Below are 14,751 nucleotides of genomic sequence, written 5' to 3'. Positions count from 1 at the left end.
TCTCGAAGGAGGGCTCGCCGAGGTCAGGGCACGCGCGTCGCCCAGAACGCGACGGCCGACGCCGCAGCGACGTTGAGCGAGTCCACTCCCCCGGCCATGGGGATCGTCACGACCCGGTCCGCCGCCGCGATCGCGCCGCGCGAGAGCCCGTCGCCCTCCGTGCCGAGCACGAGCGCGAGCCGCTCGGGCGGGTCGGCCACGACGTCGTCGAGGCTCACCGCGTCGTCGGCGAGCGCGAGCGCGGCGACGGTGAAACCCTCCTCCCGCAGCAGGTCGAGCCCGCCCGGCCAGGTCTCGAACCGCGTCCACGGCACCTGGAACACCGTGCCCATGCTCACGCGCACCGAGCGGCGGTAGAGCGGGTCCGCGCACCGCGGGGAGACGAGCACGGCGTCCACGCCCAGCGCGGCGGCGGAGCGGAAGATCGCGCCGACGTTCGTGTGGTCGACGACGTCCTCCAGCACGGCGACGCGCCGGGCCCCCGTGCCGCCGCGGGCCGCCGAGAGCAGGTCGTGGACGGTCGCGAGCGGCGGACGGTGCATCGCCGCGAGCGCCCCCCGGTGCAGGTGGAACCCGGTGATCGCCTCCAGCACGTCGGGGGCGCCGACATAGACCGGGACCTGTTCACCAGTCCCGCCGGGGGCGTCGTCGACCGGAAGGGCGGCGATGTCGTCGGCCAGGTCGTCGAGCCAGCGCTCGGCCATGAGGAACGACCGCGGCCGGTGCCCCGCGGCGAGCGCGCGCCGGATGACGGTCGAGCTCTCCGCGATGTAGAGGCCCTTCTCCGGCTCGTGCTTGGACCGTAGCGCGACGTCGGTCAGTCGGTTGTAGTCCGCGAGGCGGTCGTCGGTGGGGTCGGTGACGTGCACGACCCGCAGGTCGGGCCGAGTGCTGGTGTCGCTCACGCGTCGATTCTTCCAGCACCGCCACGCGCCTTGGCTCCGCCGAGAACGTCCGTCTAGACTGTCCAGACAGAACGAGGTGGGGAGGTTCGTGTGAGCTGGCAGGTGCAAGACGCGAAGCAACGCCTCAGCGAAGTCCTGCGAGAGGCCGAGAACGGCCCGCAGGTCATCACACGGCACGGCAAGGAGATCGCCGTCGTCGTCGGGATCGACCTCTACCACGAGCTCGCCGGGGTCCGCGTGGAGCTCGCCGACTACCTCCTCCAGGCGCCCACGACGGACGACCTCGAGATCGTCCGCGACCGGACTCCGATGCGTGAGCTCGATCTCGGGATCGACGCGTGAGGTACCTGCTCGACACGAACGTCGTCTCCGAGCTCGTACGGCCCCGCGCGGACCAACAGGTCGTCGCGTGGCTCCGCGGGCTCCGGACCCATCAGATCTACCTCTCGGTGCTGACCATCGGCGAGATCCGCACAGGTGTCCAGCGCCTCATGTCTCGCGACGCCGCGCGGGCGACCGCGCTCGAGACGTGGGTCCACGGTCTCGAGGAGACGTACGGGGACCGCATCCTCCCCGTCACGCTCGAGATCGCGCAGCGATGGCCGGCCGTGCACGCGGCGCGCCCGCTGCCCGTCGTCGACTCCCTGCTCGCGGCGACCGCGCTCGCCCACGGGCTCACGGTGGCGACACGGAACACCCGGGACTTCGTCGACAGCGGCGTCCCCGTCGTCAACCCGTTCTCCTCACCCTGACCGCTGACCGCCGGCCGCTGGCGTGTCGCGGGTCACGGTCCTTCGCCCCTCGCGCGATCCGGGCATCGGGGGTCGAATAGGGGCATGGGATCCGCGCCGGACGCTGCACCGACCCCCGCCACGGCGGCCTCCTCGACCTCGGCGAGCACGACCGAACGGTCGCTCGACGCGCCGTGGTCGCGCCCGCCCGACGCCGTCCTCGCCGAGCTCGGGACGGATGCGGGCGGCCTCTCCAGCGCCGACGCCGCGACGCGGCTCGCAGAGGTGGGGCCCAACCGGCTGCCGCCGCCGCAGCGCGACCCGCTGTGGAAGCGGATCCTCGTCCACTTCGACGACGTCCTCATCTACATCCTGCTCGTCTCGGCGGTGCTCAAGGCGATCCTCGGCGACTGGGTCGACTTCACGGTGATCCTCGCGGTCGCGGTGATCAACGCGGCGATCGGGTTCATCCAGGAGGGGCGCGCGGAGAGCGCGCTCGAAGGCATCCGGAACATGCTGTCCGTCAACGCCGAGGTGCGACGCGACGGTGCGTGGGCCCGCGTGGACGCCGACGACGTGGTGCCCGGCGACGTCGTGCGCGTGCGCTCGGGCGACCGTGTGCCCGCGGACGTGCGGCTGATCCAGGCGACGAACCTACGCGTCGAGGAGTCGGCGCTCACGGGCGAGTCCGTCGCGGCGGCCAAGAAGGTCGACGCGGTCGCTGCGGACGCGGGCGTGGGCGACCGGTCGAGCATGCTCTTCTCGAGCACGCTCGTAGCGGCGGGACAGGGCGTCGGGGTCGTCACCGCGACGGGCACGGCGACGGAGATCGGCCGCATCCAGACGATGATCTCCGAGGTCCGCAGCCTCGCGACGCCGCTGACGCGCCAGCTCGACCGGTTCGGCAAGCTCCTCGCGGTGCTCATCCTCGCGATGGCCGTCGTCATGGTCATCATCGGCCGGGTCTTCCACGACTTCACCGTCCCGGAGCTGATCTCGGCGTCCATCGGCTTCGCGGTCGCCGCAGTGCCGGAGGGTCTGCCCGCGCTCGTGACGATCACGCTCGCGCTCGGGGTGCAGCAGATGGCCCGCCGCCGCGCGATCACGCGCAAGCTGCCCGCGGTCGAGACCCTCGGGTCCGTCACGACGATCTGCTCGGACAAGACGGGGACGCTCACCAAGAACGAGATGACGGCGCGCACGGTCCGAACGAGCGGGCGGACGTTCACCGTCGCCGGAGCGGGGTACGCGCCCGTCGGAGACGTGACCGTGCCCGACGACGCGTCTCGCCCCGGGGCGACCGGCGCACCGGGCGAGGTGGACGGCTCGGGCGACGCACCGGCGTCGGGCACGAGGCACGCCGACCTCGCCGACGACCGGGACCTCGCGGCCCTGGCGACCGTCATGATGCTCTGCAACGACGCGCGGATCGTCCCCGACGAGTCCGACGCCGACGGCTGGCGGCTCGTGGGCGAGCCGACCGAGGGCGCGCTGCGCACGCTCGGCATGAAGGCGGGCGTCGACCCCACGGGGTGGCGGCGCGTCGCCGTCGTGCCGTTCGAGTCCGAGAACAAGTTCATGGCGACGCTCGACGCCGACCCCGACGGCGGCCTGCACGTGCACGTCAAGGGTGCGCCGGACCGCGTGCTCGACCGCTGCGCGACCCAGGTGGCCGAGGACGGCGGCACCGACCCGCTCGACCGCGCGTTCTGGGACGCGCAGATCGACGCGCTCGGCGGTCGCGGGCTGCGCGTGCTCGCCGCCGCCCGGCGGACCGCCGCGGACGGCACGGCCGACCTGGACGTCGACGACGTCGCGGACGGGCTCGAGCTGTGCGGGCTCGTCGGCATCGTGGACCCGCCGCGGCCGGAGGCGATCGAGGCCATCGCCGAGTGCCGCGACGCGGGCATCCGCGTGAAGATGATCACGGGCGACCACGCGGGCACGGCCCTCGCGATCGGCCGCGAGATGGGCATCGTGGACCCGCACGACGAGACCGGGCAGGCCGCGGCGCCGGACGTGCTCACGGGCCCCGAGCTCGAGGAGATGAGCACGGAGCGGCTGCGGCAGGTGGTGCGCGACGTCGACGTGTACGCGCGCACGAGCCCCGAGCACAAGATCCGGATCGTCTCCGCGCTCCAGTCGCACGGCGAGGTCGTCGCCATGACGGGCGACGGCGTGAACGACGCCCCCGCCCTCACCCAGGCGGACGTCGGCGTCGCGATGGGCATCAAGGGCACGGAGGCGACCAAGGAGGCCGCGGAGGTCGTGCTCGCGGACGACAACTTCGCGACCATCGAGCGCGCGGTGAAGGAGGGGCGACGGATCTACGACAACATCCGCAAGTCCGTGCTCTTCCTCCTGCCGACCAACGGCGCGCAGTCGCTCGTCATCCTCGTCGCGGTCCTGTTCGGCCTCACGCTGCCGCTGCAGCCGGTCCAGGTCCTGTGGATCAACATGATCACCGCCGTCACGCTGTCCCTCGCGCTCGCGTACGAGAAGGCGGAGCCCGACGTCATGCGCCGCGCCCCGCGCGACCCCAAGGCGTCGATCCTCGACGGTGCCTACGTGCGGCGCATCCTGCTCGTCTCGCTCCTCATCGGCGGCGCGACGATCCTGCTGTTCTACGTCGAGCGGGCCCAGGGCGTCCCGATCGCCGAGGCCCAGACGACCGCCGTGACGATGCTCGCGCTCGGCCAGCTCGCGTACCTGTTCAACTGCCGGTTCCTCGACCGGTCGAGCCTCACGCTCGACGTGCTCCGCGGCAACCGGGTGATCTGGATCTCGGCCGTGACGCTCCTCGCCCTCCAGGCCGTGTTCGTCTACGCGCCGTTCATGCACTCCTGGTTCGACTCGGCCCCCATCGACGTCGTCGAGTGGGGCAAGACGCTCGGGCTCGCGCTCGTCGTCTTCCTGCTCGTCGAGGTCGTCAAGTGGGTCGGCCGGCGCTGGACCGCGCGCGACCACGTGCCCGCCCTCGTCGAGCGGCACGACCCCGGTCAGCGCGCCGTCCAGGGGTGAGGCGAGCGAACACCACCCGCCGCTGCACCTCGTAGCTCGTCGCGAACAGCGCGGCGTCGGTGCCGACCTTCGCCGCGAGGAGCGGGACGCCGAGACCGGTCAGCAGCGCGAGCAGCCCGTAGCTCGCCGCGAGCAGGACGGCCGCGAGCGCCGCGTAGCGCACGACGGCGGCGCGCAGCGGGACGTCGCGCCCGCCGGCGAAGACGACGCGACGGTTCACGGCGAAGTTCACGCCCGCGCTGAGCAGGCGCGCGCCCACCACGCCCGCGAGGAGCGACCCGGTGAGCGCGTGCAGCACGAGCAGCGCGACGACGTCGACCGCGGCCGACCCGAGCGACGACGCGGCGAACCGCAGCAGCGGCGCCCACACGCGCAGGGAGTCCGCGACGGGCCGGAAGTGCGAGGACGCGTTGTCGTCGAGGTAGACCGTCGCGACGTCCACCTCGACGATCCGGCGGCCCGTGCGGGTCGCGTCGAGGAGCGCGCGCAGCTCGTACTCGTACCGGTCGCCCCGCACGGCGAGCAGGGCGTCGAGCAGGCCCGGCCCGTAGGCGCGCAGCCCGGTCTGGGTGTCGCGCACGCGCGTCCCCGTCGCGGCCGTGAACGCCCAGCGTGTCGCGGCGTTGCCCACGCGGCTGCGCAGCGGGACGACACCGGCGAAGCGGCGCGCGCCGAGCACGACCGCGTCGGGTTCGGCCTGCGACCGCGCCGCCACGCGCAGCACGTCGAGGACCGTGTGCTGCCCGTCCGCGTCGGCGCACACGACGCCGTGGCCGGGCAGGCGGTCGCGCACCCACCGGATCCCCGTGCGCAGCGCGTGGCCCTTCCCGCGGTTGACCGGCACCGCGAGCACGACCGCGCCCAGCGCGCGCACCGCGCGGAACACTCCCCCGCACCGCCGGTCGCTGCCGTCGTCGACGATCACGACCGGCAGCCCGGGGACCGCGACGCGCAGCGCGTCCACGAGGGCGACGAGGCGCGCGTCGGGCTGGTACGCGGGGACGACGACGGCGGTCCGGGCGGCGCCCGCGCCGGGCAGCGCTGCGGGGGCGTGCGTGGTCGCGGCGGCCATCACGCACCGTCGGCGACGTAGAGGACGTCGGACGTGCCGCGCTCGCGTCCCTGCGACGGGCTGTTGACGACCTCGCCGTCGAAGTACAGCGTCGAGGACCCTCCGCCGTCGAGGTTATACGCGGTCGTCGCGCCGAGGTCCTGCAGGATCTCCGCGAGCCCGGTCATGGTCACGCCCCGCGAGTAGCCCTCCTGACGGCCGTCCACGACGACGAGGACGAGGTGGTTCTCGTCGACCACGCCGATCGCGGTGCGCGGCTGCTCCCCCTGGATCGAGTGGTTCCCGACGTTCGTGTCGACCTCGACGTCCTCGATCCCGGCCACGACCTCGCCGTCCTCGACGAGCGCGGGCCCGAACGACAGCGTGTTCCACACGCCGGCGTCGACGAGGCTCTGCGCGTCGGTCGTCGTCTCGTCGTAGACCTCGACGTGGCCGTCGCGGTAGAGCGCGAGGCCCTCGCGCGCGCCCTCGTCCCGGTACACGACGCCGTTGCGGATGACGGTGCCCGTGTCGCGGAACCCGTAGTAGTCGCCGTTGATCGCGAGGACCGCGTCGTGGTCGGCGGCGATGTCGGACGTCGTCTCGGTGATGTTCGTGCCGAACGCGTCCTGCGCGAACGCGGAGCGCAGGTCCGTCATGTCGGAGAGCACGACGTCGGCCACGTAGTACGTCACGGTGTCGTCGCCCGAGCCGGTGGTCACCCGGGAGACCGTGATGCTCGTGCCGTCGGACGTGTACGTGTCGCCGTCGATGCTCGCGCCGCTGTCCGAGGTGCCGGTCGAGCCGCCGTCCGGTGCGCCCGCGCTGCCGTCCGCCGTCGTGCCCTGCTCCGACGTCCCGTCGGCGTCGGCACCCTGCGACGCCTCGTACGCCGACACGTCGGCGATCTCGACGTGCTCGACGACGAACCGGTCCAGCGCCCACGCCGTCGCGCCTCCCAGCGGGAGCACCACGGCGAGGGCCGCGACGAGCGCGACGCGCCACCGTCGTCGGCGTCGGGCGGCGGGCGGGTCGTGCGGGGTCGGGTCCTGCGGGGTCGGGGCCGGGGTGCTCGTCGAGGTCGGGGTGCTCATGGTCCGTGTCTACGGAGCGGGTGTGTGCCACTCGGATGGCGTGGCTGTTCGTCGGCTGTGAGCGGCCGCACCCGCCGCCCAGGACGTCCCGTGACGGACCTCTCAGCCCGTCGGTTTGCGTCGAACGATACCCCCGGGGGTATCGTGGAGCCATGATCACCTCGACTCCTGCTTCGACGACCCGTCCGTCCGACACCCACGGCGCACGCCGTGTCGTGATCGTCGGGGGCGTCGCGGGCGGCATGAGCGCCGCCGCGCGCGCCCGGCGCCTCGACGAGCACGCGTCGATCGTGGTGCTCGAGCAGTCCGACCACGTCTCGTTCGCGGGCTGCGGGCTCCCGTACCAGGTGTCCGGCGAGATCGCGGACCGCGACGCCCTCCTGCTGCACTCCCCCGCGTCGCTGCGCGCCAGCCTGGACCTCGACGTGCGCACCCGGCACCGCGTCACCGCGATCGACCGCGCCGCGCGCACCGTCACCGTCGCCACCGAGGACGGGACGTACGAGCTCGGCTACGACGCGCTCCTCCTGGCGCCCGGCGCGACCACCGTGCTCCCGCCGGTCCGGGGGATCGACCACCCGGCCGTGCACACGCTGCGGACGATCACGGACCTCGACGCGCTCGCCGAGCGGCTCGCGCACCTCGAGGCCGACGTCGCCGCCGGCCGCACCGCACCGGTGCGGGCCGCCGTCGTGGGCGCGGGGTTCATCGGCCTGGAGGCGGTGGAGGCGCTCGTCGCGCGCGGGCTCGTGGTCGACGTCGTCGAGCGCGCCGAGCAGGTCCTCCCGCCGCTCGAGCCCGACCTCGCACCGCTGCTCGCGGACGAGCTGCGCGACCACGGCGTCGGGCTGCACCTCGGGACCTCCGCGACCGCCGTCGTGCCGCAACCGACCGGCGCCGCCCACGCCGTCACGCTCGAGCTCGAGGACGGCACCGCGCTCGACGCGGACGTCGTGCTCGTGAGCGTGGGCGTCCGGCCCGCGAGCGACCTCGCCGCGGCTGCCGGGCTCGCCCTCGGGGAGCGCGGCGCGATCCGCGTCGACGCCGACCAGCGCACGTCCGACCCGCACGTGTGGGCCGTCGGCGACGCCGTCGAGGTCGTGCACGCGGTCACCGGCGCGACTGGCCCCGTCCCCCTCGCCGGACCGGCCAACCGCCAGGGCCGACGCGCGGCGGACGCCATGCTCGGCCACCGGACGACGCCGCAGGCACCCGTGCTCGGCACCGCCGTCGTGCGCGTGTTCGGCCTCACGGCCACGGTCACCGGGCCGAGCCACGCGACCCTGACGTCGGTCGGCGTCGCGCACGAGCAGGTGCGCGTCCACGCGGCCCACCACGCGGGCTGGTTCCCCGGGGCGGAGCCCGTGCACGTGACGGCGAGCTTCGCGCCCGACGGCCGCCTGCTCGGCGCCCAGGCCGTCGGCCGTGCCGGGGTGGACAAGCGCATCGACGTGCTCGCGACGGCGCTGCGCGCCGGGCTCACGGCCGACGACCTCGCGGAGCTCGAGCTCGCGTACGCCCCGCCCTACGGCGCCGCCAAGGACGTCGTCAACATGCTGGGGTTCGTCGCGCAGAACGTGCTCGACGGCACCATGCCGCAGTGGCACGCGGCCGACCTCGACGAGGTCGTCGCGTCGTCGCTCGTGCTCGACGTCCGGTCGCGCGCCGAGCACGCCGGCGGCCACCTCGACGGCGCCCTCAACGTGCCGCACACCGAGCTGCGCGAGCGGCTCGACGAGGTGCGCGTCGCCGCGGCGGGGCGCCCCGTCGCCGTGCACTGCGCGAGCGGCGTGCGGTCCTACCTCGCCACCCGTGTCCTGCTCGCCGCCGGGCTCGACGCGCGCAACCTCTCCGGCGGCTGGCTCACCCTGACCACCACGCCGCGCGCCGCGCGCACCCTCGAAGGAGTCCCCGCATGATCGACCGCCTCCGCCGCCTCTTCTCCCGCTCGCCCGACGACGGCGGTGTCCGCCCGACGATCGACGCCGCCACGGCGGTGCAGCTCGTCCGGGACGGCGCGACGCTCCTGGACGTGCGCGAGCGCGACGAGTGGCGCGCCGGGCACGCGCCCCAGGCCGTGCACGTGCCGCTCGCCGACGTCCCGTCGGCCGCGCCGCGGCGCCTGCAGGACGGCGCGACCGTCGTCGTGGTGTGCGCGTCCGGGATGCGCTCGCGCACCGCCGCCCGCCAGCTCCGCTCGCTCGGCTACGCCGCGACGAGCCTGTCCGGCGGGCTCGGCGCGTGGCAGGCCGCGGGCGGAGCCGTGCGACGCTGATCCTGCACCACCCGACCGAGCCCCCGCCCCCGAGGGCGGCCCCGACACCCGCACCCAAACCTCCGAAACCCCCGAACCCCCGAACCCCCGAAACGAGGAGACACACCGTGTGCAGTCCCGCCCTGTGCCGCACGTGCGGCAAGACCACCTGGACCGGCTGCGGCATGCACGCCGACGAGGTCATGGCCGAGGTGCCGCCCGAGCAGCGCTGCACCTGCGCCTGACGCAGGCCCGCCGACCCCGGCCCTGACGCGGGCCGTCCGGCAGACGCCGGCCCTCCGGCAGCACGCTCGCTGCCACCCTTCCGAGACGAACGCAGGAGAACACCCGTGGAGCTCGACCGCACCGACATGGACAAGGTCGTCAACCGGCTCAAGCGCGCCCAGGGCCAGCTCGCGGCCGTCGTGCGCATGATCGACGAGGGGCGGGACTGCGAGGACATCGTCACGCAGCTCTCCGCCGTGTCGCGCGCGCTCGACCGCGCGGGCTTCGCGATCATCGCGTCCGGCATGCGCCAGTGCCTCACCGAGCCGGCCGAGGATGGCGAGGACCCCACGCTCGACGTGGCGAAGCTCGAGAAGCTGTTCCTCTCGCTCGCCTGAGCGCCGGGCGGGTCGCCGGCCCTGGTCGCCCCCGCACGCGGCCCGCGGCGGTCCGCCCTCCGGTGGACCGCCGCGGGCCGAGCCGTGTCAGGCGCCGGCCGGCCGGCCGGCAGGGGCCGCGGCCGCGTCCACCGCGTCGTCCTCCGCCTCGGCGCCGACGGGCGCCGCGAACTGGCTCTCGTACAGCCGCGCGTACGCGCCGCCGGCCGCGAGCAGCTCGTCGTGCGAGCCCTGCTCGACGATCGAGCCGTGCTCCATGACGAGGATGGTGTCCGCGTCGCGGATCGTGGACAGACGGTGCGCGATGACGAACGACGTGCGGCCCTCGCGCAGCGCGTTCATCGCCTGCTGCACGAGCACCTCCGTGCGCGTGTCGACGGAGCTCGTCGCCTCGTCGAGGACGAGGATCGCCGGGTCGGCGAGGAACGCGCGCGCGATCGTGAGGAGCTGCTTCTCCCCCGCGCTCACGCTCGACCCCTCGTCGTCGATCACCGTCGCGTAGCCGTCGGGCAGCGTGCGCACGAACGGGTCGACGTGCGTCGCGCGCGTCGCCGCGAGGAACTCCTCCTCGCCCACGTCGCGCCCGTCGCGCACGCCGTAGCGCAGGTTCTCCTCGATCGTGCCCTTGAACAGCCACGTGTCCTGGAGCACCATCCCGATGTCGGAGCGCAGGTCGTCGCGCGTCATGGCGCGCGTGTCCACGCCGTCGAGCGTGATCCGGCCGGAGTCGACGTCGTAGAACCGCATGAGCAGGTTGACCAGCGTGGTCTTGCCCGCGCCCGTCGGCCCGACGATCGCGATCGTCTGGCCCGGCTCCACGACGAGGTCGAGGTGCTCGATGAGCGGCGTGTCGGGGCTGTAGGAGAACGACACGTCCTCGAACGCGACGCGGCCGCGCACCGGGTCGACCGTCTTCGCGGGCGACGGGTCCGGCGTCTGCTCCTCGGCGTCGAGCAGGTCGTAGACCCGCTCGGCCGACGCGACGCCCGACTGGAGCAGGTTCATCATCGACGCGATCTGCGTGATGGGCTGCGTGAACTGGCGCGAGTACTGGATGAACGCCTGCACGTCACCGAGCGTCATGGTGCCCGACGCGACGCGCAGACCGCCGACCACCGCGACGATCACGTAGTTGAGGTTCGCGATGAACCCCATCGCCGGCTGGATGGTGCCGGAGATGAACTGCGCCTTGAAGCTCGCGTCGTACAGGTCGGCGTTCTCACGCTCGAAGTCGTCGATCGCGGCCTGCTGGTGACCGTAGACCTTGACCAGCGTGTGCCCGGTGTACATCTCCTCGATGTGGGCGTTGAGGCGCCCCGTGGCGGCCCACTGCTGGATGAACTGCGGCTGCGAGCGCTTGGCGATCTGGGCCGTGACGATCACGGACAGCGGCACCGTCACGAGGGCGACCACCGCGAGCAGCGGCGAGATCCAGAACATCACGCCGAGCACGCCGAGCACGGTGAGGACCGACGTCACGAGCTGCGAGAGCGTCTGCGTCAGGGTCTGGGAGATGTTGTCGATGTCGTTCGTCACGCGCGAGAGGATGTCGCCGCGCGGGTTTCGGTCGAAGTACGACAGCGGGAGGCGTCCGAGCTTGGCCTGCACCTCGCCGCGGAGCCGGTAGACGGTGCGCTGCACGACGATCGCCGTGATGCGCCCCTGCAGCCAGCCGAACAGGAACGAGCCGACGTAGACCGCGAGCACCCACGCCAGCACGGTCGCGAGCGCCGTGAAGTCGATGCCCTCGCCCGGGACGAGGCCGGGGACGCCCGAGACGAGGTCCGCGATCTGGTCCTGCCCCTGGGCGCGCAGCGCGTCGACGGCCTGGGCCTGCGTCACGCCCGCGGGGAGCTGGGACCCGACGACGCCCGCGAAGATGATGTTCGTCGCGTTCCCGAGGAGCTTGGGTCCGGCGACGGCGAGCGCCACCGAGACGACGCCGAGGATCACGACCGCGACGATCGGCACGCGCTCGGGCCGCAGCGAGGCCGCGAACCGGCGCAGGGAGCCCTTGAAGTCGAGCGCCTTCTCCCCGGGCACGCCCATGCCGCCCATGGGGCCGTGCCCACCGCCGCCGCGGGGACGTCCGGCGAGCCGGGTGCGGGCGACGTCGCCACCCTTCGCGGTGGGCGTGTCGGAGCCGGGCGCGGGAGCGTCCCGGCCCGACGGCGCGGGCGTGCGCGAGGCGTCCTGCTCGCCGCTCATGCTGCCTCCTCGATCGAGAGCTGGGAGTAGACGATCTCCTGGTACGTCTCGTTGGACTCGAGGAGCTCGGCGTGCGTGCCGCGACCGACGATGCGGCCGTGGTCGAGCACGAGGATCTGGTCGGCGCCACGGATCGTCGCGACGCGCTGCGCGACGACGATCACCGTGGAGTGCCGGGTGCGGGGCGCGAGGGCCGCGCGCAGGCGCGCGTCGGTCGCGTAGTCGAGCGCGGAGAACGAGTCGTCGAACAGGTAGACCGCGGGGTCGCGCACGATCGCGCGGGCGATCGCCAGCCGCTGACGCTGTCCGCCCGAGAAGTTCGTCCCGCCCTGTGCGACGGGCGCGTCGAGCCCGCCGTCCAGCGCCTCGACGAACTCGCGGGCCTGGGCGACGTCGAGCGCCGCCCACATCTGCTCCTCGGTCGCGTCGGGGCGGCCGTAGCGGAGGTTGTCCGCGACGGTGCCGGAGAACAGGTACGCCTTCTGCGGCACGAGGCCGAGGAGCGAGCCGAGGTCCGCGCCGGTGAGGTCGCGCACGTCGGTGCCGTCGATGCGCACGGACCCGCCCGTGACGTCGAACAGCCGCGGCACGAGGTTGAGCAGCGTCGTCTTGCCGGACCCCGTCGAGCCGATGATCGCGGTCGTCTGCCCCGGCTCCGCGACGAACGAGACGTCGTGCAGCACCGGGTCCTCCGCCCCCGGGTAGCGGAACTCGACGCCGTCGAGCTCGACGCGCCCGGTCCGGGAGGTGAGGGCGACGGGACGCTCCGGCTCGACGACCGTGGCGGTCGTGCGCAGGACGTCCGTGATGCGCTCGGCGGAGACCGCGGCGCGCGGCACCATCATGAACATCATCGTCGACATCATCACGGCCATGAGGATGTACATGAGGTAGGACAGGAACGCGGTGAGCGCCCCGACCTCCATGTCGCCCGCGTCGATCTGGCGCCCGCCGAACCACAGCACCGCGACGCTCGACGCGTTCATGACGAGCATGACGGTCGGGAACATGAGCGCCATGAGCTTGCCCGCCTTGAGCGAGACGTCGAACAGGGCGTCGTTCGCGACGTCGAACCGCTCGGCCTCGCGCCGCTCGCGGACGAACGCGCGGATCACGCGGATGCCCGTGATCTGCTCGCGCAGGACGGCGTTGATGCCGTCGATCTTCTTCTGCATCTGCCGGAAGTACGGGACCATCCGCCAGATGATCAGCCCGACGCTCACGCCGAGCACGGGCACGATGACGAGGAGCAGGCCGGAGAGCTCGACGTTCTCCTGCAGGGCCATGACCACGCCGCCGACCAGCATGATCGGCGCCATGACCATGATCGTCAGGGAGAGCAGCACGAGCATCTGCACCTGCTGCACGTCGTTCGTCGTGCGCGTGATGAGCGACGGCGCGCCGAACTGGCCCATCTCCTGCGCGGAGAAGCGCTGCACGTTGGTGAACAGCCCGGCGCGCACGTCGCGGCCGAACGACATCGCGACCCGGGCGCCGAAGTAGACGGCCCCGACCGCGCACACGACCTGCCCGAGGCTCACGAGGAGCATCAGGCCGCCGGTGCGCATGATGTAGGCGGTGTCGCCCTGCGTGACGCCCTGGTCGATGATGTCGGCGTTGAGGCTCGGGAGGTACAGCGACGCGAGCGTCGCCACGAGCTGGAGGCCGAGGAGGATGAGGATCGGTGTCAGGTAGGGACGCAACCGCGTCTTCAGGAGGCTGACGAGCATGGGTTTCCTGTCCGGGTGGGGGCTACGGGACGGACGGTCGAGGCCGTGGACGCCCCCGGCGTGCGGGGGGCTCGAACCGGGGCGGGGCCGGGCGAGGGCTGCCGCGGGGCATGGGCGGAGCGCCCCTCAGGGCGAGGGGTCGGTGGGGACGTCCGCCCCGATGCCGCCCAGGATCAGGTCGGCGAGCTGCACGGCGTCGAGCCTGTCACCGCCCGACAGGTGCGGCAAGGCGTTTCCGAAGACGAGGGAGAAGACGGCGCGGGCCGCGAGCCCGGGCTCCACGCGCAGCTCCGCGCGGTGGGCGGCGAGCTTGTGCTCGATCGCCGCGACGATCTCGCGTGCGGAGCGCTCGCGCGCGTCGAACCCCGCCCGGCGCGCGTCCGGGCCGTGCCCGGCGCGTATCCGCCGCACGGTGTCGGCCCGGTCCTGCCGCTCCGTGCGCGGGTCGTCGGCGCCGGCCGCGCGCGTGGCGCCCCGGTGCGGGTCGAGCACCTGGTGCGCCGCGGCGAAGATCCGCATCCCGACGCGCTGGGCCTCCAGCAGGAACTCGACGATGCTCACCACGAGCGGGCGCAGGCCGTCGTCGTCGGGGAGGCAGTCGATCGCGGCGACCGCGGGCGCCGGGTCGAGCGAGCGCACCACGGCGGCGTGCAGGATCTCGTCCTTGTCGGCGAAGGCGCGGAACAGCGTCCCCTCGGCCACCCCGGCGGCGTCCGCGATCTGCCGGGTCGTCACGGCCGCGCCGTGCTGGACGAGCAGCGGGATGGTCGCGGCCGCGATCGCGTCGCGCCGCTCCTCGCGCGAGAGCGGGCGGGCGCGCGTGCGCTCGGGAGCGGGCACGCCCGGGGGCGCCTCGGGCACCACGTCGGGCATCGCGTCCGACATCGAGTCGGACGGCGTGTCGGGCGGTGCGTCCGACGGGACGGGGAGCGGTGTCACGAGGGCGACGCTAACTGAGTGAGCACTCACTCGCAATGCCGTCCGCTCGTGGCGAAACCCTCGCGCGACCGACGACGCGTCCCCCGACGGGACGCGCGAGAGCCCCGCACCCGGGAGGTGCGGGGCTCTGCGGTGCGGCCTGGCGTCCGCCGCGCGTCACCAGGACGGTGCGGACGACGCGGGCGTCAGCGCCGC

12 protein-coding genes are annotated in these 14,751 nt (G+C 73.6%); 6 read left to right on the top strand and 6 right to left on the bottom strand.

Going from position 1 to position 14,751, the window contains the following annotated elements:
* Positions 1 to 23: 23 nt before the first annotated feature.
* Positions 24 to 905 carry a TrmH family RNA methyltransferase gene (locus tag ACFC2L_RS14040; RefSeq protein ID WP_375824900.1) on the bottom strand — a complete coding sequence of 294 codons (882 nt, stop codon included), beginning with the start codon at positions 903 to 905 and terminating at the stop codon, positions 24 to 26.
* A gap of 90 nt (positions 906 to 995) precedes the next feature.
* Between ACFC2L_RS14040 and ACFC2L_RS14035 the strand changes: the two genes are divergently transcribed.
* The 3 genes from ACFC2L_RS14035 to ACFC2L_RS14025 all read left to right on the top strand — a co-directional run bounded on the left by ACFC2L_RS14035 (position 996) and on the right by ACFC2L_RS14025 (position 4,657).
* Positions 996 to 1,247, top strand: a complete 252-nt coding sequence (locus ACFC2L_RS14035) for a type II toxin-antitoxin system Phd/YefM family antitoxin (RefSeq protein WP_087472263.1) — start codon at positions 996 to 998, stop codon at positions 1,245 to 1,247.
* Complete coding sequence (locus tag ACFC2L_RS14030) at positions 1,244 to 1,657, top strand: type II toxin-antitoxin system VapC family toxin (RefSeq protein WP_375824899.1); 414 nt, start codon at positions 1,244 to 1,246, stop codon at positions 1,655 to 1,657. The genes ACFC2L_RS14035 and ACFC2L_RS14030 overlap by 4 nt, the downstream gene beginning before the upstream one ends.
* Positions 1,658 to 1,741: 84 nt before the next feature.
* Complete coding sequence (locus tag ACFC2L_RS14025; RefSeq protein WP_375824898.1) at positions 1,742 to 4,657, top strand: cation-translocating P-type ATPase; 2,916 nt, start codon at positions 1,742 to 1,744, stop codon at positions 4,655 to 4,657.
* On the opposite strand, the gene ACFC2L_RS14020 is transcribed toward ACFC2L_RS14025, so the two are convergent.
* Together ACFC2L_RS14020 and ACFC2L_RS14015 are read right to left on the bottom strand one after the other, a co-directional pair.
* On the bottom strand, positions 4,566 to 5,729 hold the full coding sequence (locus ACFC2L_RS14020) for a glycosyltransferase (protein WP_375824897.1): 1,164 nt from the start codon (positions 5,727 to 5,729) through the stop codon (positions 4,566 to 4,568). The two genes, ACFC2L_RS14025 and ACFC2L_RS14020, sit on opposite strands and share 92 nt — an antisense overlap.
* Entirely contained in the window at positions 5,729 to 6,802 is a 1,074-nt protein-coding gene (locus tag ACFC2L_RS14015; protein WP_375824896.1) for a phosphodiester glycosidase family protein, read from the bottom strand. Before ACFC2L_RS14015 ends, ACFC2L_RS14020 begins: the two co-directional genes overlap by 1 nt.
* A gap of 152 nt (positions 6,803 to 6,954) precedes the next feature.
* Here ACFC2L_RS14015 and ACFC2L_RS14010 point away from each other — a divergent pair, with 152 nt between their 5' ends.
* The 3 genes from ACFC2L_RS14010 to ACFC2L_RS14000 all read left to right on the top strand — a co-directional run bounded on the left by ACFC2L_RS14010 (position 6,955) and on the right by ACFC2L_RS14000 (position 9,679).
* Positions 6,955 to 8,721 (top strand): FAD-dependent oxidoreductase, encoded by a 1,767-nt coding sequence (locus tag ACFC2L_RS14010; RefSeq protein WP_375824895.1) that lies wholly within the window; start codon positions 6,955 to 6,957, stop codon positions 8,719 to 8,721.
* Positions 8,718 to 9,077, top strand: coding sequence for a rhodanese-like domain-containing protein (locus ACFC2L_RS14005; protein ID WP_375824894.1), 360 nt, complete (start codon positions 8,718 to 8,720; stop codon positions 9,075 to 9,077). The genes ACFC2L_RS14010 and ACFC2L_RS14005 overlap by 4 nt, the downstream gene beginning before the upstream one ends.
* Before the next feature lie 329 nt (positions 9,078 to 9,406).
* Entirely contained in the window at positions 9,407 to 9,679 is a 273-nt protein-coding gene (locus tag ACFC2L_RS14000; protein WP_087472270.1) for a metal-sensitive transcriptional regulator, read from the top strand.
* A gap of 87 nt (positions 9,680 to 9,766) precedes the next feature.
* On the opposite strand, the gene ACFC2L_RS13995 is transcribed toward ACFC2L_RS14000, so the two are convergent.
* From ACFC2L_RS13995 to ACFC2L_RS13985, 3 genes are all read right to left on the bottom strand, one after another.
* Positions 9,767 to 11,887 (bottom strand): ABC transporter ATP-binding protein, encoded by a 2,121-nt coding sequence (locus ACFC2L_RS13995; protein ID WP_375824893.1) that lies wholly within the window; start codon positions 11,885 to 11,887, stop codon positions 9,767 to 9,769.
* Positions 11,884 to 13,617, bottom strand: a complete 1,734-nt coding sequence (locus ACFC2L_RS13990; protein ID WP_375824892.1) for an ABC transporter ATP-binding protein — start codon at positions 13,615 to 13,617, stop codon at positions 11,884 to 11,886. Before ACFC2L_RS13990 ends, ACFC2L_RS13995 begins: the two co-directional genes overlap by 4 nt.
* A gap of 126 nt (positions 13,618 to 13,743) precedes the next feature.
* Positions 13,744 to 14,556, bottom strand: coding sequence for a TetR/AcrR family transcriptional regulator (locus ACFC2L_RS13985; protein WP_375824891.1), 813 nt, complete (start codon positions 14,554 to 14,556; stop codon positions 13,744 to 13,746).
* Positions 14,557 to 14,751 lie beyond the last annotated feature (195 nt).

It is taken from the genome of Cellulosimicrobium sp. NPDC055967 (genome assembly GCF_042269845.1).
Taxonomy (GTDB): Bacteria; Actinomycetota; Actinomycetes; order Actinomycetales; family Cellulomonadaceae; genus Cellulosimicrobium.
The sequence above is the reverse complement of the archived record's forward strand: the minus strand, read 5'-3'. Positions and strand labels throughout refer to the sequence as shown.